We start from the raw sequence: 21,583 nt of genomic DNA on the forward strand, positions 1-21,583 counted from the left end.
GGAGCCGGCCTCCTGGCCCGGACGCGTCAGATGAGATTGCGCTTCGAGACGCCATCCTCGTGGCTATAGAAGGGCATCGTCAGCAGCGGGTCGAACAGTGTCGCCGCTGCGATGCGGTCTGCGACGTCACTTAGGATACGCCGCGTGATGTCAGCAAGCGGCATTCCGCCGAGTTCGTCGAGACTGAACCAGCCGATATCGTCGAGTTCGTCCGATGGGTCGCAGGGCTTTTCCTGCGGCGCGAGAAGACGAGCGCGCGAGACGGCGAAGAACCGTGCATCATAACGAACCGGGTAATGGGGCGGGGTAATCGCACGGCCGACCGGAACGAGATGTTCGTAGGCGGGACGAAACCCGATTTTGGCAAAGTCCCGCCAGTTCGCCGGAGCATCGTCGAACACTGCCGGTGAGCCCAAGAGGAAGCCTGTCTCCTCGAAGGTTTCACGGATCGCTGCGAGCGGAAGCGCGGCGAGATGGCGCTCGTCGAGAGCCGCGTATGGCGACAGACGCAGACGGACCGCTTCGCAAAGGCGCGCCGTCAGGCTCAACGTCATGTCGCCCGCTTCGACCCCGCCGCCCGGAAAGACGTAGACGCCGGGCATGAACCGGTGCGCGCGGTTGCGGCACCCCATCAGGAAGCGCGGCGCCCCTCCGCCTTCGTCCACCGCGATGAGGCTTGCCGCATGTCGCGGTACCGCAAAGGGTGAGACCGGCACGGCCTTCGTCTCGGGAGCGCTCCTCCGGTCGATCGACGAACCGGCGGTGGCGGTCACACGGGGTCCTCGCTCGCCCCGCCGAAACCGCCCATCCGCAGCGCCCACTGAAGCCCGATGGTTGCACCCTTGAATGGCTGCATGAGGACGAGCGACAGGAGGATGGTGACGGGAACCCAGATGGCGAGATGGGCCCAGAGCGACAGTTCGACCGCGGCCTCCGCCCCCATGAACAGGGCCACGACGATGTGCCCGACGATGAAGATCGTGATGTAGGGGGGCAGATCGTCGGCGCGGTGGTGATGGATCTCCTGCCCGCAGGCCTCGCACGCGTCGACGCTCTTGACGAACCCCTTGAACAGCTTGCCCTCGCCGCAGTTCGGGCACTTGCAGGCAAGGCCGCGCAGCAGCGCGCTGCCGAGATTGCGTTCCGCCTCAAGATCGTTCGCGCTTCGAACGGCGCTGCGGCTCGCACTGTAATGGCTGATATCGCTCATCGGCGTTTTCTCGCTTTTGCGCCCGGGCTCTTGGCGGCGCGCTGGTGATTGCGCGTGCTTCGCTGGGCCTTGTGAAAGGACTGGGTCCCACGCGGCAGCGCGCGGGGCTCCGTCAACATCTCGAACTGCATCGAGCCGGCCAAGGGCACGACGTCGACAATGCGCACCTCGACCGCGTCGCCGAGTCGCCAGCCCTTGCCGCTGCGTTCGCCGGCGATCGTGCGGGCCGCTTCGTCATGGCGGAAATATTCCGCGCCCAAGGTCGATATGGGGACGAATCCGTCCGCTCCATAGGCCGGAAGTGCGACGAAAAGACCGGCTCTCGTCACGCCGGTGATGCGGCCGGCGAAATCCTCGCCGACCTGATCGGCAAGGAAATGCGCGATCAGCCTGTCGACCGTGTCGCGCTCGGCCGCCATGGCGCGCCGCTCGGCCTGGCTGATGGCTTCGGCCGTTTCGACCAGATCGGCTTCCTCTGCCTTCGTCAGCCCGTCGTCGCCCAGATCGAGCGCCGTCACCAACGCACGGTGGACGATCAGGTCGGCATAGCGGCGTATCGGCGAGGTGAAGTGGGCGTAACGTGCGAGATTGAGGCCGAAATGGCCGATATTCTCGGGCTGGTAGACGGCCTGGGACTGAGTGCGCAGAACGACCTCGTTAACCAGGCTTTCATGGTCGGTCGCCTTCACCTGCTGCAGGATGCCGTTGAAATGGGAGGGGCGCAGCGCACCGCTCTTGGCCAACGAAATTTCCAGCGTCTTCAGGAACTCGCGCAAGGATTCGAGCTTGGCGAGCGCCGGCGTGTCGTGGACGCGGTAGATCAGCGCCTGGCGCTTGGCTTCGAGCGTCTCGGCCGCCGAGACGTTGGCCAGGATCATGAACTCCTCGATCAGCCGATGGGCGTCGAGACGCTCGGGCGTCACCACATGCTTGACGCGGCCGGTCTCGTCGAGCTTCAGCTTGCGTTCGGGCAATTCCAGCGCAAGCGGCCCGCGCGCGTCGCGGGCGCGCGAGACCAGGCGATAGGCGTCCCAGAGCGGACGGAGCATCGTCTCGCGAACCTCGTCCGCCACCTCGTTGGGCGTGTCGTCGATGGCGGCCTGGGCGGCCTCGTAGGCGAGCTTGGCCCGGCTGGTCATCATGATGCGGTGGAAACTGTGCGAACGCTTCCTGCCGTCGCCGCCGATCACCATGCGCACCGCGAGGGCCGGGCGGTCGACGCCCTCTTTCAGCGAGCAGAGGTCGTTGGAGATGCGCTCGGGCAGCATCGGCACGACCCGATCCGGGAAGTAGACCGAATTGCCGCGCAACCTTGCTTCGGCATCGAGCTTCGTGCCGGATCTGACATAGGCCGACACGTCGGCGATCGCGACGGTCACGATCATGCCGCCGGGATTGGCCGGATCCTCGTCGTGGACGGCATGAACGGCGTCGTCGTGGTCCTTCGCGTCCACCGGATCGATGGTCACCAGCGGCAGGCTGCGCCAGTCCTCGCGGTTCTCCATCGTCGCCGCGGTCGCCGCATCCGCTTCGCTCAGCACGTTTTCCGGAAAGATGTGGGGAATGCCATGCGCGTGAAGCGCGATCGCGGAGATCGCACGCTCGGAGCCCGACGAGCCGACGACTTCGACGATGCGCCCGAGGGCAAGTCCCAGCCGCTTCTGTTTCGGCGTGTCGGCTTCGACGAGATCTCCGTCCCGGGCGCCGTTCTCATCGCCCGGCCGGATGAGAATCTCGTTCTGCTTGCGTTCGACGGGTTCGACGCGCCCCCCGCCATGCTTGTCGGCGCGAAACACGCCGAGCATAAGCGAACGGGATTTCTGCAGGACGCGGATGACGCGGGCGAGCTTCGTGCCGTCCTCCGCGTCCTCGATCTTGGCGAGGATGCGTTCGCCGAGCCCGGCGGTCTGCGTCCTGTCGTTCTGGCGAACGGGCAGGCGAGGGCGCTCGCCCTGCGTCTCGTCCCATTCGGCGGGCTCGGCGAGGAGCCCGCCGTCGGCATCGCGCGAGCGGATTTCCAGAACCGTGACCGAAGGCAGTTCGCCCGGCCGCTGGAAGCTCTTGCGCGAACCGGACAACAGCCCCTCGGCCTGCAGATCGGCCAGAAGATCCTTCAGGACGATCCGGCGATCGCCCTTGATGTCGAACGCTTTCGCAATGTCGCGCTTGCTGGAGCGTCCGGGATTGTCGGCGATGAACCGAAGCACGGATTCGCGGTTGAACTCGGGTGTCTGCGAGCGGGGTCCCTTGCGTGCCATGGCGCTCAATCGGCGCCCCAGGGCACGTTGTCGTCGCTCGTATCCACCTTTGCCTTCGCTTTCGAAGCCGTCTTGGCGGCGGGCGCCTTCTTCGGTGCCGCCTTCTTCTTCGGCGCCGTCTTCGCCGCGTCGCCCGATTTCGCAGCCGCCTTCTTGGCGGGCGTCTTCTTCGGCGCCGCCTTCTTCTTCGCGGCCGGCGTCTTGCCGGTCTTCTCGGCGCGCGCGTTGATCAGCTCGACGGCCTGTTCGAGCGTGACGGATTGCGGATCGGTGCCCTTGGGCAGGGTCGCGTTGATCTTCGCGACCGTAACGTAAGGTCCGAACCTGCCGTCCTTCACCTCGATCGTGCCCCCGAACGTCGGATGTTCGCCGAGCGACTTGAGGGAAGCCGGTGCGCCGCGTCCCCGTCCGCCCTTTTCGCGTTTTTCCGCGATCAGCGCGACGGCGCGGTTGGCACCCATCTCGAACAGGTCCTCCACCGTGTCGACATTGGCGTAGGTTTTCCCATGCTGAACGTAGGGGCCGTAGCGTCCCAGATTGACGATCATGGGTTCGCCGTCTTCGGGATGCTTGCCCACCTCGCGCGGCAGCGTCAGGAGCTTCAGCGCCTTCTCAAGATCGATGGACGCGACCTCCCATCCCTTCGGGATCGACGTTCTCGAGGCTTCCTTGCCCTCGCCGCGCTGCACATAGGGGCCGAAGCGGCCGGTGCGCAGGGTGACCGGCTCCTGGGTTTCGGGATCGACGCCGAGATCGCGCGGGCCGTCGTCGGTCCCCGCATCCGCGCCGTCTACGGCAAGGCTCGTTCCCAACTGCCGCGTGAAGCCGCATTCGGGATAGTTGGAACAACCGACGAACGCGCCGTACTTGCCGAGCTTGAGCGACAGCTTGCCACTGTCGCAGCGCGGGCAGGCGCGCGGCTCCGTTCCGTCCTCCCGCTCGGGGAAGACGAGCGGGGCGAGGTCCTCGTTCAGAGCGTCGAGCACGTCGGAGACGCGCAGTTCCTTCGTGCTGTCGACGTGGACCGAAAAATCCCTCCAGAACTCCCGCAGGACGTCCTTCCAGTCGAGCTCTCCGGCCGAGATCTTGTCGAGCTTCTCCTCCAGATCGGCGGTGAAATCATATTCGACATACCGATCGAAGAAGTTCTGCAGGAAGGCGGTCACGAGCCGACCCTTTGCGTCCGGCAGGATCTTGCGCTTGTCGATGACGATGTAGTCGCGGTCCTGCAGCGTCTGGAGCGTCGCGGCGTAGGTGGACGGACGGCCGATCCCGAGTTCTTCCATCCGCTTGATCAGCGAGGCTTCTGAATAGCGCGGCGGCGGCTCGGTGAAGTGCTGGCTCGCATCGATCGACCTGCGCTCCGCACGCTCCTTTGCATTGATCGCGGGAAGGCGGTTGGCGTCGTCCTCGGTTTCGTCGTCAGTGTCGGAGGCGTTCTTCGAATCGTCGCGGTGGTCGACATAGGCGGCGAGGAAGCCGTCGAACTTGATCACCTGCCCGCTGGCACGGAGCTTGGCGGTGCGACCGTTGGATTCGGCGAGAATCTCCACCGTCGTCCGCTCGATCTCGGCCGATGCCATCTGGCTGGCGATGCCGCGCTTCCAGATGAGCTCGTAGAGGCGGATCTGGTCGCGATCGAGATATTTCTCGACATCCTTGGGGGCGCGCGTGAAGCTCGTCGGGCGAATGGCTTCGTGGGCTTCCTGGGCGTTCTTTGCCTTGGTGGAATAGTGGCGTGCCTTTTCGGGAAGGTAACGCTTGCCGAAACCCTCGCCGATCGCTTCGCGGGCATTGTCGATGGCTTCCGGCGCCATCTGCACGCCGTCGGTTCGCATATAGGTGATGAGACCGGTGGTCTCGCCGCCAATGTCGAACCCCTCATAGAGCTTCTGGGCGACCTGCATGGTCCGCGAGGCCGAAAAGCCGAGCTTTGCCGACGCCGCCTGCTGGAGGCTCGACGTGGTGAAGGGCGGGCCGGGATTGCGGCGGGTGGGCTTCGCCTCGACGCTCTCGACGGAAAACGACGCCGATTCGAGCATCGCCTTGATGTCGTTCGCGCGCTCGCCATTGTTCACGGTCAGGCGCTGGATGCGGTCGCTGCCGAAGGCCGTCAGGCGTGCGTCGAACGCCTCGCCGCGCTCCGTCGCAAGATGAGCCACCACCTGCCAGTATTCCTGCGGCTTGAAGCGCTCGATCTCGTTCTCGCGGTCGCAGACGAGGCGTAGCGCCACGGACTGCACACGCCCCGCCGACCGGGCGCCGGGCAGCTTGCGCCACAGAACCGGCGACAGCGTGAAGCCGACGAGATAGTCGAGCGCGCGGCGCGCCAGATAGGCATCGACCAGCGGCCCGTCGATCTGGCGTGGATTGGCGATCGCATCGAGTACCGCCTTCTTGGTGATGGCGTTGAAGACGACGCGGCTGACCGGCTTCGAGCCGATCACCTTCTTCTGGTTCAGGACCTCCAGCACATGCCACGAGATCGCCTCTCCCTCGCGATCGGGATCGGTCGCGAGAATGACGGCGTCGGCCGAGCGGACAGCCTGTGCAATTTCGGTCATGCGTTTCTGGGACGGCTTCCCGACCTCCCAGCTCATCTGGAAATCTTCGTCCGGCCGCACGGAACCGTCCTTCGGCGGAAGATCGCGCACGTGCCCGTAGGAAGCGAGCACCGTGTACCCGCTGCCCAAATATTTGTTGATCGTCTTCGCTTTTGCCGGCGATTCGACGATGACAACATCCATGAAAACAATGTCCTGCAAATAATGGTGACCATGAAAGCGAGCGCCTGCCGCCTGCTTCTCGCGTCCGAACATCGGCTCAGATCGCAATGTCACATGGACACAGCGCCTCTCACGGTCAAGAGCGCGCGGAAAACCGCATGGGAATGGTTGCAACCAATGGTAGATTTATATTATCACTTTCGCGTCTAGTTTGCTCGCTGTATCCGTCGATTGCAGATCGCCGGGAGCAGAGGAGCACGGTGAAAGGCATGGGCGCGATGCAGGACGGACAGGACGATAATTCGGTGGCGGCGCTTCGCTATGTTCGCGAAATGCTTCCGCAATTGAAAAAGATCGTCGGAATGCCGCACGGCACCGTGCTGCCCCATCTCCTCGACATGGCCCGGATGGAGGTCGAATTCGAGATCGAACGGCGGACGAAGCCGTTGGCGGGTACGGCCGATCAGAGCAGCAGCGAGACCGATCCGTCGCCGTGACGCTCCAGCCGGCCGGCCAGTTCGAGTTCGATGATCACGAGCTGGACCGCCCCGGGCGACGCTCCGGTGTGCTGCACGATGTCGTCGATGAAGACGGGTGTCGGGCCAAGGGTCTCTTGGATGCGTGCCCGTTCGTCTTCGGCCGGTTCGTCGCTCATATCGATCATGCCGCCTTCCGCTTCGTCGAGATCGTCCTGGCCGAGCGCCCGGATCCGGTGGTCGAGCGGGCGCAGCGCCTCGATGATGTCGCTGGTCTGGGTCACGAGGATCGCCCCGTCCTTCAGCAGCTGGTTGCTGCCACCGGCACGCGGATCGAGCGGCGAGCCGGGTACGGCAAAGACCAGCCGGCCGATCTCGTTGGCGACGCGGGCCGAGATCAGCGAGCCGGAACGCTGGGCCGCCTCGACGACCAGGAGGCCGTGGCACAGCGTCGCCACGATCCGGTTGCGTCGCGGGAAATCCTTTGCGCGGGGCTCCCAGCCGAACGGGCGCGCGGACACGATACAGCCACCCTCGTCCACGACCCGGCGCATCAGCGGCTTGTTCTCGGGCGGGTAGGGTTTGTCGAGCCCGCCGGCGAACACGCCGATCGTGCCCGTGGGCAGGGACGCCTCGTGGGCGGCGGCGTCGATGCCACGGGCAAAGCCGGAGACGATGACGTAGCCGGCCTGGCCGAGGTCCGCCGAAAAGCGTTTCGTCAGCTTGATACCCGACAGCGACGCGTTGCGTGCGCCGACGACGGCGACCGCCGGACGTGCGAAGAGGGCAGGGTCGCCCATTCGTGCGATCACGGGCGGAGCGTGCGCGTCCTGCGCCAGCATCTGCGGGAAGTCGGGCTCGCCGAGACATGAGAACACCGCGCCCATTTTCGTCGCCCGCTCGAACTCGCGTTCGATCGAGCCGCGGTCGGCGACCTCGATTCGCCGGCCGCCTCGTTCGGCAAGGCCTGGCAGGGCATCGAGGGCGGCATCGGCGCCCCCATAGCGGTTGATCAGCTGGCGGAAGGTGACGGGGCCGACATTGTCGCTTCGGAACAGGCGCAGCCAGGCGATCTGCATGTCGCGGCTGAAGGGGACGCCCTTCTTGCGGCCGCCCGCCACGTTCATCCCTTGGCTCCGATCTTGCCCTCGCGGCCGTCGACGAGCCGTCTGATGTTCGCCCGGTGGCGCCAGAAGACGAGGGCCGTCATCAGCCCGGTATAGAGCGCGACGACGGGCAGGCCGAGCATCAGCGCCGCCAGAGGCACGGCGAGCGTGGCCGCCAGGGCGGCCAGTGACGAGTAACGCGACACATAGGCAAGGACGATCCAGACGAGCGCGAAGACGAGGGAAAGCCAGAGCGACAGTCCGAACAGAACGCCGATATAGGTGGCGACGCCCTTGCCGCCGCCGAATCTCAACCAGACCGGGTAGCAATGGCCGATGAAGGCGGCAAGGCCGGCGATGGCGGCGAGCGTGACGCCGTACGGCATGAAGATGAGAACCGGCACGGTCGCCTTGAACACGTCGCCCAGAAGGGTGAGGAAGGCCATCGTCTTGTTGCCGGTGCGCAGCGCGTTGGTCGCCCCGATATTGCCCGAGCCGATCTTGCGGATGTCGCCGAGACCGAAGAGCCGCGCGAACAGGAGACCGTAGGGCACGGAGCCGGAGAGATAGCCGACGAAGGCTGCCAGTGCCCATTGCAACGGTTCGGCCAGCATGTCCATGCGTCGGTCCTGTCCTTATGATTCGGCGTCGTAGACGAGGTGCCCACCGACATAGGTTTGCACGACGCGACCCTGGAATCGAGCGTTCTCGAACACGGTGTTCTTCGACTTGGACCGGATCATCGTCTCGTCGAAGAGGAACGGCGCGTCGAGGTCGACCAGGGCGAAATCGGCCGGCCGGCCGGGCTGCAAGGTTCCGCGGTCGAGGCCCAGCAGCCTGGCCGGTGCCGTGCTCATCGTCTCGACGAGGCGCATCAGGGACACGTCGGACGTGAAGTGAAGCCGCAGCGCCGCCGCCAGCAGGGTCTCGAGCCCGATCGCGCCGCTCTCGGCCTCGGTGAACGGACGGCGCTTGCCCTCGGCGTCCTGCGGGTCGTGGGCGGAATGGATGACGTCGATCGTCCCGTCCCGAACCGCTTCGACGAGGGCCAACCGGTCGTCCTCGCCGCGCAGGGGCGGGGAGAGACGGAAGAAGGTGCGATATTCGCCGATATCGTTTTCGTTGAGCGACAGATGGTTGATCGAGACGCCGCCCGATACGTTCACGTGTCGCCGCTTGGCGGTTCGTAGAACCTGCGCCGATTCGGCGAGCGAGAGTTCGGCCGCGTGATAGCGGCATCCCGTCAGCGCCGCGAGCCGCAGATCGCGCTCGAGCGGTATGATCTCGGCCTCGCCGGGTGCGCCAGGAAGCCCCAGCCAGGAGGCGAACAGCCCCTCGTTCATGACGCCGCGTCCGGTGAGGCGGGCATCCTGCGTCGAATGCATGACGAGCGCGTCGCGGTCTTTCGCATAGGTCATGATGCGGCGCAGGAGAGCCGGATCGGAGATGGTGTGGCGACCGTCCGTGAACGCGGCGACCCCGGCATCCTTCAGAAGACCGATCTCGGTCATGTCCCGGCCTTCGAGGCCCTTGGTGAGGGCCGCGGCGGGGAAGACGTTGACCACCGCATTGTCCCGTGCCGTGCGCATGACGAACTCGGCGATGGCCACGTCGTCGATCACCGGCTTCGTGTCGGGCATGGTGAGGATCGAGGTGACGCCGCCGGCGGCAGCGGCGAGGGAGGCCGTCCGGATCGTTTCGAGATGCTCGCCGCCGGGCTCCCCGATGAAGACGCGCGCGTCGACGAGACCGGGCAGGAGCGTCAGGCCCCTGCCATCGATGCGCTTCGTGCCGTCCGGCGCGCCCTGGTTCGCAGCGTCCGGGCCGCAGGCGACGATGGTTCCGTCCGTGGTAAGAAGACTGCCGATCCCGTCGAGCCGGCGCGACGGATCGACGATGCGGACGTTCTCGACGAGAAGCGGCCGGTCCGGTTGCTGCGGTGGGAGCCGGTGGGCGGAGGCGATCATTGGGGAGCTCCCATCTGTCCGCACAGGGTTTCGATGACGGCCATGCGCACCGCAACGCCCATCTCCACCTGTTCCTCGATCACGCTCTGGGGGCCGTCGGCGACGTCGGAAGCGATCTCGACGCCGCGATTCATCGGGCCGGGATGCATGACGAGGGCATCGGGCTTGGCGAAGGTCAGCTTCTCGGCATCGAGGCCGAAATAGCGGAAATATTCGCGAACCGAGGGCACGAACGCGCCTTCCATCCGCTCGCGTTGCAGCCGCAGCATCATGACCACGTCGGCGCCTTGTAGCCCTTGTCGCATGTCCTGGAAGATCTCGACGCCCATCCGTTCGATCCCGCGCGGCAACAAGGTGGTCGGCGCGACCACGCGCACGCGCGCCCCGAGGGCGTTGAGAAGGAGGATGTTCGAGCGCGCCACGCGGCTGTGCAGGACGTCGCCGCAAATGACGACGGTCAGGTGTTCGAACTGCGTTCCCTTGTGCCGGCGGATGGTCAGCGCATCGAGCAGGGCCTGCGTCGGATGCTCGTGCTGGCCGTCGCCCGCATTGACCACCGAGCACGCCACCTTCTGGGAGAGGAGGGCGACCGCGCCGGCCGAATGGTGACGCACGATCAGGATGTCGGGCCGCATGGCATTGAGCGTCATCGCCGTGTCGACCAGCGTCTCGCCCTTCTTCACGGACGAGTTCGCGACCGACATGTTCATCACGTCGGCACCGAGGCGCTTGCCGGCGATCTCGAAGCTTGCCTGCGTCCGCGTCGAGGCTTCGAAGAACAGGTTGATCTGGGTTCGGCCCTTCAGGATGGAATTCTTCTTGTCCGGCCGGCGGCTGATCGCGACCGCCTCGTCGGCACGGTCGAGAAGATAAAGGATCTCGTGCGGCTGGAGGCCGTTGATGCCAAGCAGGTGGCGGTGATCGAAAGGGCTGTCGAGGGTGCTCATTGGCTGCGGTGAATAAGCGAGCCGGGCGTGGCAGGCAAGCGCCGGCCGTTAGGGTTAACGGAAGCTTAAGCTTGATGGCCGGGACCCGAAGCGCGACAACGGCGTTAAGACTTCGTTAGCTTTTTCGGGAACGGGAGACAGTCAGTGCTGCGAACGGCTTCAACGGTATGTCTGGCCGCCTGGACCGCCTTTCTCGCGATCGGTGCGATGCGGCTTCTCATCGAGGCGGGGGCCTTGCCCGCCGGGCTCCAGACTCTCGGCGACGAACTGATGCTGATGGCGCGGCAGGGCGGTCCGGTCGGGATCGATGCATCCGCCGTGCTTGCGTTCTCCGGTCTCCTGGTCGCGATCGCGATCGTCCTGGGTGCCTCGATCGTCCGACTGAACTCCTGGCACCGCCCGATCGCAGCCACCGGCGAGCAGACGGCGATGGCCGGACTTGCGGCGATCTTCGCCTTCTGGCTGTCGGCCGAAATCGCCGGCTCGCCGATCGCGACGCTGTTCGGCAGCGGCTCGGGCGTCTGTCTGGCGCTCGCCGTCACGCTCGGCGCGCTGGTGTTCGATCACATGATGCACGCCGACGAAAGCGAGAGCGACGAAGCATTCGAGGCGGTGATGCGCCGGATCGAGAACCGCTCGAACGGCAACAACGACAATGGAGACCTCTGATCATGCGCAAGTTCTTCCTGTTCTGGGTTCTCCCGCTCGCCGCCTTCTGGGGCTGGTTCTTCGGCGCGAAGGCCGATCTCGGTTTCGTCCTGTTCTCGCGCGAGGTCTTCGACCAGACATTCGCGGTCTATGAGAGAATGCTCGGCCTCAACTCCGATCAGATCGCCTGGCTGATTCTCGATGCGATCATTCTCGACAGCGCCATCATTCTCGCCATCCTGGCGTTCCGTCGTCGCAGGAAGATCATCGCCTTTGTGCGCAGTTTCCGGACCGCCGCCCCGGAAGCAGCCGGCGCACGCTACGCGCGCAGGCTCGATTCAATCGCCGACAGGTCGGGCAAGATGGGCGAGGCGGTCTAGCACGCCTTGCAGGATGATGGCGGCGGCCGCCGAATCGATCCGCGTCGCCCGCTTCTTCCGCGACATGTCCATCTCGAGCAGGTTCCGTTCCGCGGCGACCGTTGAGAGCCGTTCGTCCCACAGGAGAAGAGGCCGGTCGTCGATCGGTCCGTAAAGCCGGGCGAACGTCCGGGTGGCCTGCGCCCGCGGTCCGGACGAACCATCCATGTTGAGCGGCAGGCCGAGAACGATCGCCGTCACCTCGTCCCTGTCGAGGATCGCCTTCAGTCGCACGGCGTCCTCGGTGAACTTCCGGCGCGACAGCACCGGGCGCGGATTGGCGAAGGCGTAGGATCGATCCGATACCGCGATGCCGATCGTCTTGGTGCCGAGATCGAGGCCGGCGATCGGCCGGCCCGAGGTCAGGCCCTCTGAAAACTCCTCGATCGTCACGATCGCCATGTCGAACTCGTCTCTGGTTGTGACGACGCCGGACCCTCGCTCCGGGCGTCGGCGCATGTCCTGATATCTTGACGCGTGGCTAGCCCTCCGCACTTACCCGCGCAAGGGCGAGCGCCATCGGGCGTCCGACGGGGCTCGCCCAGACCTTGCGATCAGAACTGCAAAAGGCATGTCACCTTATGAAAATCACCTATTTCGGCCATTCCGCCTTCAGGATCGACACCGGATCGTCCGTCATCCTGATCGATCCATTCCTCAGCGACAATCCCCATTTCGAGGGTGACGCCAAGGCCGCGACCGAGGGCACGACGCACATCGTCCTGACCCACGGCCATTTCGATCATGTCGGCGATACCGTCGAGATCGCCAAGCGCACCGGCGCGACGGTCGTCGCGACCTTCGAGCTGTCGCAATGGCTCGCGAAGAAAGGCGTCGAGAACGCGCAGCCCGCCAACACGGGCGGCACGGCGAAGTTCGACGACTTCACCGCCACGCTCGTCCAGGCGTTCCACTCCTCCGGTCACGTCGAGGAGGACGGCACGGTCACCTATCTCGGCCAGCCGAACGGGATCGTCCTTCATTTCGACAATGGACCGACGCTCTATCACATGGGCGATACCGACATTTTCGGCGACATGGCCCTGATCGAGGAGCTGCACCAGCCGAAGATCGGCATCGTGCCCGTCGGCGACCGGCTGACGATGGGCGGCGCCGTCGCTGCGATCGCCTGCCGGCGCTATTTCAACTTCGATATGGTGATTCCGGCGCATTACGGCACCTTGCCGATCCTCGACGACAATCCGGACCGGTTCGTCGCCGCCATGGAGGGCGAGAGCACGAAGGTGAAGACGCCGGCCATCGGCGAGCCGTTCGAGGTCTGACGGCACGCCTTGCGTGATCGGGGCCGGTGCCGCGCCAACCATGCGGCACCGGCGTTGCGCGTTGCGAACGCGGTGTTTATAGCTCCCGCCAGCCATTCAAGACATTTGCATGAGGAAAGGTGAGGCATGTCCGTCGACGCCGTTACCGTCCGCCGCGTAGCCCGGCTCGCCCGTATCGCAGTTCCCGAAGAGGACGTGCCTGCCATGCAGGCCGAACTCAACGCGATCCTCGGCTTCGTCGAGCAGCTTTCGCAAGTCGATGTCTCCGGCGTCGAACCGATGACCTCGGTCACGCCGATGGAAATGAAAAAGCGCAAGGACGAGGTCACGGATGGCGACAAGGCCGCGGACATCGTCGCCAACGCGCCGGTCTCGGAAGACAATTTCTTCATGGTTCCGAAAGTGGTGGAGTAGCCGAGCATGACGTTTGCCGTTCGTGCAGAGCGTTTCCTCGGAGACGATGTGAGGGGGCTCGTCATCAAGCTCGACGACGACCTGCGGCCCGTGGCGCCGCGAAAATACCGGTTCGGCCTCAATTTCGAGGAGATGACGCGCCGCGACTTCAAGGTGTTCGTCTGCCGCAATTCCGAGGGCGAGGCCGTGGCGATGGGAACGCTGAAGACGCATCCGTGCGGCACGGGCGAGGTGAAGCGCATGTATACCGATCCGGCGCTGCGCCGGCGCGGTCTCGCCCGCAAGATCCTTAAGGCCATCATCGACAGCGCCATGGCGCGCGGCATGACGCGGCTCGTCATCGAGACGGGGGCGCAGGAAGAATATCGTCCCGCCCGTATCCTTTACGAAAGTTTCGGTTTCACACCCTGCGACACGGTGCTCGACTACGCCGTCACGGACCACAGCCGCTATTACGAAAAGACCCTTGAAGCATGACCGATCTCACCAGCCTCACCATCGCAGAAGCGCGCGAAAAGCTGACCCGCAAAGAGATCAGCGCGGCCGAACTGACCGAAGCCTACATCGACGCCATCGAGGGCGCCAACGGCGCGCTGAACGCCTATGTCTGCATCACGCCGGACAAGGCGCGCGCGATGGCGAAAGCATCCGACGAGAAGATCGCCGGGGGAGAGGCCGGGGCGCTCGAAGGCATCCCGCTCGGCATCAAGGATCTCTATGCGACGCAGGGTGTCCACACCCAGTCCGCCAGCCACATCCTCGACGGCTTCGAGCCCCGCTACGAATCGACCGTCACGGCGAACCTGTGGGCCGATGGGGCCGTCATGCTGGGCAAGCTGAACATGGACGAGTTCGCCATGGGCTCGTCCAACGAGACGTCCTATTACGGCCCGGTGAAGAACCCGTGGCGCAAGACCGGCTCGACCGTCGATCTCGTCCCGGGCGGCTCGTCCGGCGGCTCCGCCGCCGCGGTTGCCGCCCACCTCTGTGCGGGTGCCACGGCGACCGATACGGGCGGCTCGATCCGCCAGCCGGCGGCGCTCACCGGAACCGTCGGCATCAAGCCGACCTACGGCCGCTGCTCGCGCTGGGGCATCGCCGCCTTCGCGTCCTCGCTCGACCAGGCGGGACCGATATCGCGCGACGTGCGCGATGCGGCGATCATGCTGACCTCGATGGCTTCGACCGACGCCAAGGACACGACATCCGTCGATCGGCCCGTTCCGGACTACGAGGCGGCCGTCGGGCGTTCGGTGAGGGGCCTGAAGATCGGCATCCCGAAGGAATATCGCGTCGAGGGCATGCCGGGCGAGATCGAAACCCTGTGGCAGCAGGGGATCGACTGGCTGAAGGATGCGGGCGCGCAGATCGTCGACGTGTCCCTGCCTCACACCCGATACGCGCTGCCGGCCTATTACATCGTCGCGCCGGCGGAGGCCTCGTCCAATCTGGCGCGCTATGACGGGGTTCGCTACGGCCTGCGCGTGCCGGGCAGCAACATTGCGGAGATGTACGAGAACACCCGCGCCGAAGGCTTCGGTCGCGAGGTGAAGCGTCGCATCATGATCGGCACCTATGTTCTCTCGGCCGGCTATTACGACGCCTATTACCTGCGGGCCCAGAAGGTCCGCACGCTGATCAAGCGCGACTTCGAGACGGTCTACGCCGACGGCATCGACGCGCTCCTGACGCCCGCGACGCCTTCGGCGGCGTTCGGGATCGGCGACGAAGAGATGAACTCGGATCCGGTGAAGATGTATCTCAACGATATCTTCACGGTGACCGTGAACATGGCGGGGCTTCCCGGAATAGCGGTCCCGGCCGGGCTTTCCGGCGACGGCCTGCCGCTGGGCCTGCAGTTGATCGGGCGTCCGTTCGACGAGGAGACGCTGTTTGCGGTGGGCTCCGTGATCGAAAAGGCGGCCGGGCGCTTCACGCCGAAGAAGTGGTGGTGAGGTGCTTTACCGATGAGTGAGCATCGGCGCGAACCGCAGGATTGCGAGACGATGGGCGAACTGCGCGCCGAGATCGACCGGGTGGACGCGGCCCTGTTCGATCTCTTCGCGGAGCGGATGGCCTATATTCACCGTGCGCCGGCCATCAAGGCGCCGTCGAATATTCCGGCGGACGTGCCCGAACGGGTGCGCACGGTGGTCGAGAATGCCCGGCGACACGCCGAAGCGCGCGGCCTCGATCCCGATCTCTACGGCTCCTTCTGGGAACGCCTCGTGGCGCGGGCGATCGAGACCGAAGAGGTGATGCTGGGCGAACCATCGACGCCCGACCCCCGGGGCAAATGAGTTCGACCGGATTTCTGCTTGATTTTCAACGCGCGACCCACGACGTTTCTCGTTGAAAGGCGTGTCGCTCCGACCGGAATCCACAGATCGACGCGCGGGCTGGGAGGCCCGAACGCGCACGAGCCGGTCGCAAGACCGGGCGGCAGCCTCGAAACGCTGATCGGGGAGAAGATATTGTGGCAAGAGATTTGACAACGGCGCTCGAAGCACTGGACGCCGGAAACTGGGACAGGGCGCACGAGATCGTGCAGGCCGACTGCTCGCCGGAAGCGGCGTGGATCCACGCCCATCTGCATCGTCTCGAAGGTGACCGCGGCAACGCCGACTACTGGTACAATCGCGCCAACCGGCCCCATGCAAGGGGATCGCTCCAGGAAGAGCGCGACGAGATCAAGCGGCAGATTGCGCATTAGGGCACGATCCGTCGGGACATTCGGCAGATCCGCCGGGGCTGCGCGGGCCCGGATGCCCGCGAACCGTTCTTGACATCGATCTTTCCCGTGACGAATTCCGTTGTGGAAACGGCATCTTATCGTTCCATGCCGCTCGCAAAGGCACGCCCCGGCGCTAGCTTTGCGACAGGCGTCGGCTTTCCCGTCGCATGTTGGAACGAACATGACCCACGATCACCGACTGCACCCGCGGATTGCGGGATTGTCCACGAGCCTACCGCCGTACGCGCTACCGCAGACAGACGTCGTCGCGCATGCCGCCGAGACATTCGGACGCCGGTTTCGAGATTTCGAACGGTTGCGGCCGGTCTTCGAGAACACGGGCATCGACACCCGATATTCCGTGCGGCCCATCGAATGGTTTCACGAGGCGCAGGACTGGAAGACCCGGACCGGCGCGTTTCTCGAAGGCGCGACGGACTTGTTCGTCGCGGCCGCTGCGGGCGCACTCGCGCGTTCGGGCTTTCGCGCTGACGAGATCGACACGGTGGTCACGGTCTGCTCGACCGGGATCGCCACGCCCTCGCTCGAGGCGCGCGCATCGGCCCGGCTGGGCCTGCGGGCCGACGTCAGGCGCGTGCCGGTGTTCGGTCTCGGTTGCGCAGGCGGCGTCACCGGTCTTGCGCTCGCGTCGAGACTTGCGGACTCCGTGCCGGGCTCGCGCGTGCTCCTCGTCGCCGTCGAGATCTGCACATTGGCGTTCCGCGCCGACGAACTCACCAAGAGCAATATCGTCGCGACGGCCCTGTTCGGCGATGGGGCGGCGGCCGCCGTCCTGACCGCGGACGCGGGCGAGGGACCGCGGATCGTCGCGAGCGGCGAGCATATGTGGCCCGACACGCTCGGCATCATGGGCTGGTCGGTCGATCCGCTCGGGTTCGGCGCGATCTTCTCCTCGTCGATCCCCGATCTCGTCGACGAGAAGATGTACGCGGCCGTCGCCGCTTTCCTGAAGACACGCGGCGAGGTGCCGCAGGACCTCGACGGCTTCGCCTTTCATCCGGGCGGCCGAAAGGTCATCGAAGCGCTCGAACGATCGTTCGCGCTCGGTGACGGGGCGCTGTCGGCGGAGCGCGACATTCTTCGCGACCATGGCAACATGTCCGCGCCGACCGCTCTCTTCGTGCTGAAGAGAAAGCTTGCGGGCGACCTTCAAGGCAAGTGTATCCTCTCGGCGCTCGGGCCGGGCTTCACAGGGAGCTTCGTGCGTCTCGATGCTTGATGTGGATAATGCCGCCGGCCTGCCGGTGTGGCCGGCGATCCTGATTCTGGGTTACGTGACCCTGCAGCGCGTGTTCGAACTCTGGTTCGCGCGTCGCAACACCGCACGGCTGAAATTGCGGGGCGCCGTGGAAATCGCGCCCGCCCATTATTTTCTGATCGTCGCGATGCACATGGCCTGGCTGGCATTGCTCTGGGTCACCGCGCCCGGAGAGCCGGTCGATCTCGTTCTTCTCGGCGTGTTCGCGGCCATCCAGCTCCTGCGCATCTGGACGCTCGCCTCGATCGGCCGCCGCTGGACGACGCGGATCATTGTACTGCGCGGCGAAACGCTGGTGCGGCGCGGTCCGTACCGCTTCCTGCGCCATCCCAACTATCTGGTCGTCGCACTCGAGATTGCGATCCTGCCTTGCGTCTTCCAGCTTTACGCGATCGCGATCCTCTTCACGCTGCTGAACGCCGGGGCGATGGCCATTCGAATCCCTGCCGAAAGCCGCGCGCTCGCGGATTATTCCGCGAATCATCCCGAGGGGTGAGAGCGCCGTTTCGCAGGGTGTGAAGGCCGGCGATCGGATTTCTTCGCAACCGGACGCCCCGACATTCATCTCAGGGTGAAAGTCCGGCTACTCATCGGTATCGTGGCCAACGTTGGGCTTGTCGTGGCGGCCTTGCTCGCATACGCTTGCCGACGATGACGAATTGGGAGGCTCGTCATCGATCACCCTCACGCTGTTCTCCCCGATCGAACGAACCCGCCCGTCGCCTGCGTCGCAGCAGGCGCATCGGTTCTCGTTCGGCTTGGGTTGCGGAGGGCGATGTACGGCTTGCCTTTGAAAGACCTGGTTCGCTCACGGAACCACTGGGAGGAGAATTTCATGACAGAGACCAACACGAAGTCCGTCGATCGCCGTTCGTTCCTGAAGAAGGGCGTCATCGGCGGTGGCGCGATCGCGGCGTCCACGCTTGCAGCACCGGCGGTGCTCGCGCAGGCGCCCCTGACCATCAAGATGCAGACGTCCTGGCCCGCATCCGACATCTGGCAGACGATGGCGCAGCAATATGCGGACCGCGTCGAGGCGATGTCGGGTGGCCGTCTGAAGGTCGATCTCCTTCCGGCCGGTGCCGTGGTGGGCGCATTCCAGGTCATCGACGCCGTGTCCGACGGCGTTCTTGACGTGTCGCATTCGGTCTCGGCCTACTGGTACGGAAAGAACAAGGCCGCGTCCCTGTTCGGAACCGGCCCGGTGTTCGGCGGCAATCCGACCACGATGATGGCCTGGTTCTACGAGGGCGGCGGACAGGAGTTCTTCCGCGAGCTGACCCAGGACAATATGGGCCTCAACGTCATCGGCATGCTCGGCTTCCCGATGCCGCCGCAGCCCTTCGGCTGGTTCACCAACCCGGTCGAATCGGTCGAGAACATCAAGGGCCTGAAGTACCGCACCGTCGGTCTCGCAGCCGATCTGATGCAGTCCATGGGCATGAGCGTCACGCAGCTTCCGGGCGGCGAAATCGTTCCGGCGATGGAGCGCGGCGTCATCGACGCGTTCGAGTTCAACAATCCTTCGTCCGATCGTCGCTTCGGCGCGCAGGACGTGGCGAAGAACTATTATCTCGGTTCCTATCACCAGGCCTCCGAGGCGTTCGAGTTCCTGTTCAACCGCGACTTCATGGAAGATCTCGACGACGATCTCCGGGCGATCGTCGAACATGCCGTCGAGGCCTCCTCGACCAAGAACACGACCTTCGCGCTCGAGAACTATTCGAGCGATCTCGCCAAGCTGCGCGACGAAGACGGCGTGAACATTCTCGAGACGCCTCCGGCGATCCTCGACGCCCAGCTCGAGGCATGGTCCGCCATGATTCCTCAGCTTGAGGAAGACCCGTTCATCAAGAAGGTCCTCGACTCGCAGCGTTCGTTCGTCGAGCGCGTGACCTACTATGAGCTGGTCAATACGCCAAGCTACCGCAAGGCCTACGAACACTTCTTCCCGGGCAAGCTTCCGACCCAGTCGTAAGCCCCGAGTAGCATCGCATCTGGAACGCGCCCGGTGGCTCTAGCTGCCGGGCGTTTTTAGAAGGATTGGACAGCTTCGCCGGCAGGCTCGATCCTGGCCCGCGTAGCGTCCTGAACCGGAACGGTTTTCATGCTGGCATTCATCCGATTTGCCGACGCGCTCTCAGCCGCGTTCGGCAAGACGTTTGCCTGGCTCATCATGTTGATGACGCTTGGTACGAGCTACGAAGTGTTCGTGCGCTACATTATGAACGCGCCGACACCTTGGGCCTACGACATCTCCTATATCATGTACGGCACGCTGTTCATGATGGGCGGCGCCTATACGCTGTCGCGCGGCGGCCACGTGCGCGGCGACTTTCTCTACCGTCTGTGGAGCCAGCGGACCCAGGCGACGGTCGACCTCGTTCTCTACTTCTTCTTCTTCTTCCCCGGCGTCCTCGCCTTGATCCTCGCCGGTTGGAAATATGCCGACCGGTCCTACGGCTATGGCGAGGTCAGCGTGAACAGCCCCGCCGGCATTCCGATCTTCCAGTTCAAGGCCGTCATGGTCGCAGCCGGTATTCTGCTCTTCATCCAGGGGCTGGCCGAGGTCTGTCGCGCAATTCAGTGCATTCGCGACGGATATTGGACGAAGCCCGATGAGGACGTCCAGGAAACCGAAAATGTCATCATGAAAGAGGCAGCCAAAGCCGAAAGCGATCCGCATCCATGACCGATCCACAACTTGCATTGACGATGCTGGGACTGTTCATCGTCCTGGTATTCTTGGGCTTTCCGATCGCATTCACGCTCATGGCGATGGGCATCGGCTTCGGCTACTACGCCTATTTCGACGGCTCGCGCATGTGGCGCGCTTTCGAGCGTCTCGATGAAACGGCGTCCGGCTGGGAAAGCTGGACCACTTGGCTCGACGGGTTCATCAGCAACCGGGTCTTCGACCTGTTCGTGAACCAGACCTACACCGTCATGGCCAACGAGGTGCTGACGGCGGTGCCGCTGTTCCTCTTCATGGGGTATGTGGTCGAGCGGGCGAATATCGTCGACCGCCTGTTCACCACCCTCAACATCGCGTCGAAGAACGTGCCGGGATCCATGGGCGTCGCGGCGCTCGTCACCTGCGCGCTGTTTGCGACCGCGACCGGCATCGTCGGCGCCGTCGTCACGCTGATGGGGCTCCTGGCCCTGCCGGCGATGCTGAAGGCGCGATACGATCCCTCGTTCGCCGCCGGCATCATCTGCGCGGGCGGCACGCTCGGCATCCTCATCCCGCCCTCGATCATGCTGATCGTCTATGCGGCGGCATCGGGCGTTTCGATCGTGCAGCTCTACGCCGGCGCGATGATCCCCGGCCTCATCCTCGTCGCGCTCTACATGACCTATGTGGTGACAAGGTCGATTCTCCAGCCTTCGGTCGCGCCGAAGCCGACACGCGAGGAAGTGCCGGACGTGCCGCTGGGCAAGCTCCTGTGGATGATCGCCACCTCGTTCCTGCCGCTCGCCGTGCTCATTCTCGCGGTTCTCGGCTCCATCCTCGGCGGTTTCGCGACCCCTACCGAAGCGGCCGCCATCGGTGCGCTCGGCGGCCTGATCCTGGCGATCTGCTACCGGGCTCTCACCTTCCAACGCCTGCGTGAATCGGTCTATCTGACCGTCCGCACCACGGCGATGGTCTGCTGGCTGTTCGTCGGTTCCTACGTGTTCTCGGCCGTTTTCTCCTATCTCGGCGGAGAGGAACTGATCTCCGAGTTCGTCACCGGGCTCGACCTGACGCCGCTGCAGTTCCTGCTTCTGGCCCAGCTGATCATCTTCCTGCTCGGCTGGCCGCTGGAATGGTCGGAGATCATCATCATCTTCGTGCCGATCTTCCTGCCGCTGCTCGCGATGTTCGACGTCGATCCGCTGTTCTTCGGCGTCCTCGTCGCACTCAACCTGCAGACCTCGTTCCTGACGCCGCCCATGGCGATGTCGGCCTACTATCTGAAGGGCATCGCACCGCCCGAAGTGAAGCTGACCGACATCTTCAAGGGGATCCTGCCGTTCCTCGCCATGGTCTTCATCGCGATGGCGATCGTCTACATCGTCCCGCAATCGGTCTATTACCTGCCCGAGTACTTCTATGGCCGGTAAGGCAGGGTG

23 protein-coding genes are annotated in these 21,583 nt (G+C 64.8%); 14 read left to right on the forward strand and 9 right to left on the reverse strand.

Annotation, left to right across the window (positions count from 1 at the left end):
• Window positions 1-26: 26 nt before the first annotated feature.
• Genes U0C82_RS11485 through topA form a run of 4 tightly spaced genes read right to left on the reverse strand, consistent with a single transcriptional unit; the run spans window position 27 to window position 6,215 of the window.
• Window positions 27-773, reverse strand: a complete 747-nt coding sequence (locus U0C82_RS11485; protein ID WP_322187252.1) for an NUDIX hydrolase — start codon at window positions 771-773, stop codon at window positions 27-29.
• Window positions 770-1,210: a DUF983 domain-containing protein gene (locus tag U0C82_RS11490; RefSeq protein WP_322187253.1), complete on the reverse strand. Its 441-nt coding sequence runs from the start codon at window positions 1,208-1,210 to the stop codon at window positions 770-772. The genes U0C82_RS11485 and U0C82_RS11490 overlap by 4 nt, the downstream gene beginning before the upstream one ends.
• Window positions 1,207-3,468, reverse strand: coding sequence for a ribonuclease R (gene rnr, locus U0C82_RS11495; protein WP_322187254.1), 2,262 nt, complete (start codon window positions 3,466-3,468; stop codon window positions 1,207-1,209). Before rnr ends, U0C82_RS11490 begins: the two co-directional genes overlap by 4 nt.
• Before the next feature lie 5 nt (window positions 3,469-3,473).
• Entirely contained in the window at window positions 3,474-6,215 is a 2,742-nt protein-coding gene (gene topA, locus U0C82_RS11500; RefSeq protein ID WP_322187255.1) for a type I DNA topoisomerase, read from the reverse strand.
• Between the two features lie 137 nt (window positions 6,216-6,352).
• On the opposite strand from topA, the gene U0C82_RS11505 reads away from it, so the two are divergent.
• Complete coding sequence (locus U0C82_RS11505) at window positions 6,353-6,691, forward strand: hypothetical protein (protein ID WP_322187256.1); 339 nt, start codon at window positions 6,353-6,355, stop codon at window positions 6,689-6,691.
• Here U0C82_RS11505 and dprA read toward each other — a convergent pair.
• From dprA to U0C82_RS11525, 4 genes are read right to left on the reverse strand one after another with little or no spacing between them, the layout of a single operon-like run.
• Window positions 6,658-7,797, reverse strand: coding sequence for a DNA-processing protein DprA (gene dprA, locus U0C82_RS11510; protein ID WP_322187257.1), 1,140 nt, complete (start codon window positions 7,795-7,797; stop codon window positions 6,658-6,660). The two genes, U0C82_RS11505 and dprA, sit on opposite strands and share 34 nt — an antisense overlap.
• Window positions 7,794-8,396, reverse strand: a complete 603-nt coding sequence (gene plsY / locus U0C82_RS11515) for a glycerol-3-phosphate 1-O-acyltransferase PlsY (protein WP_322187258.1) — start codon at window positions 8,394-8,396, stop codon at window positions 7,794-7,796. The genes dprA and plsY overlap by 4 nt, the downstream gene beginning before the upstream one ends.
• A 15-nt stretch (window positions 8,397-8,411) precedes the next feature.
• Entirely contained in the window at window positions 8,412-9,743 is a 1,332-nt protein-coding gene (locus U0C82_RS11520) for a dihydroorotase (protein ID WP_322187259.1), read from the reverse strand.
• The gene (locus tag U0C82_RS11525; protein ID WP_322187260.1) at window positions 9,740-10,690 is read right to left on the reverse strand and encodes an aspartate carbamoyltransferase catalytic subunit; all 951 of its coding nucleotides are present in this window, start codon (window positions 10,688-10,690) and stop codon (window positions 9,740-9,742) included. Before U0C82_RS11525 ends, U0C82_RS11520 begins: the two co-directional genes overlap by 4 nt.
• A gap of 144 nt (window positions 10,691-10,834) precedes the next feature.
• On the opposite strand from U0C82_RS11525, the gene U0C82_RS11530 reads away from it, so the two are divergent.
• Both U0C82_RS11530 and U0C82_RS11535 read left to right on the forward strand, forming a co-directional pair.
• Window positions 10,835-11,359: a hypothetical protein gene (locus U0C82_RS11530; RefSeq protein WP_322187261.1), complete on the forward strand. Its 525-nt coding sequence runs from the start codon at window positions 10,835-10,837 to the stop codon at window positions 11,357-11,359.
• A gap of 2 nt (window positions 11,360-11,361) precedes the next feature.
• A complete protein-coding gene (locus U0C82_RS11535; protein WP_322187262.1) occupies window positions 11,362-11,718 on the forward strand; it encodes a DUF6105 family protein in 357 nt (118 codons plus the stop codon).
• Here the strand turns inward: U0C82_RS11535 and ruvX are convergent.
• The gene (gene ruvX, locus U0C82_RS11540) at window positions 11,677-12,159 is read right to left on the reverse strand and encodes a Holliday junction resolvase RuvX (protein WP_322187263.1); all 483 of its coding nucleotides are present in this window, start codon (window positions 12,157-12,159) and stop codon (window positions 11,677-11,679) included. The genes U0C82_RS11535 and ruvX overlap by 42 nt on opposite strands.
• A gap of 179 nt (window positions 12,160-12,338) precedes the next feature.
• On the opposite strand from ruvX, the gene U0C82_RS11545 reads away from it, so the two are divergent.
• From U0C82_RS11545 to U0C82_RS11595, 11 genes are all read left to right on the forward strand, one after another.
• Complete coding sequence (locus U0C82_RS11545) at window positions 12,339-13,040, forward strand: metal-dependent hydrolase (RefSeq protein WP_322187265.1); 702 nt, start codon at window positions 12,339-12,341, stop codon at window positions 13,038-13,040.
• 126 nt (window positions 13,041-13,166) lie between these two features.
• On the forward strand, window positions 13,167-13,454 hold the full coding sequence (gene gatC / locus U0C82_RS11550) for an Asp-tRNA(Asn)/Glu-tRNA(Gln) amidotransferase subunit GatC (RefSeq protein ID WP_322187266.1): 288 nt from the start codon (window positions 13,167-13,169) through the stop codon (window positions 13,452-13,454).
• Window positions 13,455-13,460: 6 nt separating this feature from the next.
• Complete coding sequence (locus tag U0C82_RS11555) at window positions 13,461-13,931, forward strand: GNAT family N-acetyltransferase (protein WP_322187267.1); 471 nt, start codon at window positions 13,461-13,463, stop codon at window positions 13,929-13,931.
• Window positions 13,928-15,409 carry an Asp-tRNA(Asn)/Glu-tRNA(Gln) amidotransferase subunit GatA gene (gatA, locus tag U0C82_RS11560; RefSeq protein ID WP_322187268.1) on the forward strand — a complete coding sequence of 494 codons (1,482 nt, stop codon included), beginning with the start codon at window positions 13,928-13,930 and terminating at the stop codon, window positions 15,407-15,409. The genes U0C82_RS11555 and gatA overlap by 4 nt, the downstream gene beginning before the upstream one ends.
• Window positions 15,410-15,421: 12 nt before the next feature.
• A complete protein-coding gene (locus tag U0C82_RS11565; RefSeq protein ID WP_322187269.1) occupies window positions 15,422-15,754 on the forward strand; it encodes a chorismate mutase family protein in 333 nt (110 codons plus the stop codon).
• A 176-nt stretch (window positions 15,755-15,930) separates the two neighbouring features.
• The gene (locus tag U0C82_RS11570) at window positions 15,931-16,167 is read left to right on the forward strand and encodes a hypothetical protein (RefSeq protein ID WP_322187270.1); all 237 of its coding nucleotides are present in this window, start codon (window positions 15,931-15,933) and stop codon (window positions 16,165-16,167) included.
• 202 nt (window positions 16,168-16,369) lie between these two features.
• Window positions 16,370-17,428 (forward strand): type III polyketide synthase, encoded by a 1,059-nt coding sequence (locus U0C82_RS11575; protein WP_322187271.1) that lies wholly within the window; start codon window positions 16,370-16,372, stop codon window positions 17,426-17,428.
• Complete coding sequence (locus tag U0C82_RS11580) at window positions 17,421-17,963, forward strand: isoprenylcysteine carboxyl methyltransferase family protein (RefSeq protein ID WP_322187273.1); 543 nt, start codon at window positions 17,421-17,423, stop codon at window positions 17,961-17,963. Before U0C82_RS11575 ends, U0C82_RS11580 begins: the two co-directional genes overlap by 8 nt.
• A gap of 339 nt (window positions 17,964-18,302) precedes the next feature.
• The gene (locus U0C82_RS11585; protein ID WP_322187274.1) at window positions 18,303-19,445 is read left to right on the forward strand and encodes a TRAP transporter substrate-binding protein; all 1,143 of its coding nucleotides are present in this window, start codon (window positions 18,303-18,305) and stop codon (window positions 19,443-19,445) included.
• A 129-nt stretch (window positions 19,446-19,574) separates the two neighbouring features.
• Window positions 19,575-20,159, forward strand: a complete 585-nt coding sequence (locus U0C82_RS11590; RefSeq protein ID WP_322187275.1) for a TRAP transporter small permease subunit — start codon at window positions 19,575-19,577, stop codon at window positions 20,157-20,159.
• Complete coding sequence (locus U0C82_RS11595; RefSeq protein ID WP_322187276.1) at window positions 20,156-21,574, forward strand: TRAP transporter large permease; 1,419 nt, start codon at window positions 20,156-20,158, stop codon at window positions 21,572-21,574. The genes U0C82_RS11590 and U0C82_RS11595 overlap by 4 nt, the downstream gene beginning before the upstream one ends.
• Window positions 21,575-21,583 lie beyond the last annotated feature (9 nt).

The organism is Fulvimarina uroteuthidis, from assembly GCF_034321785.1.
Classification (GTDB): Bacteria; Pseudomonadota; Alphaproteobacteria; order Rhizobiales; family Rhizobiaceae; genus Fulvimarina; species Fulvimarina uroteuthidis.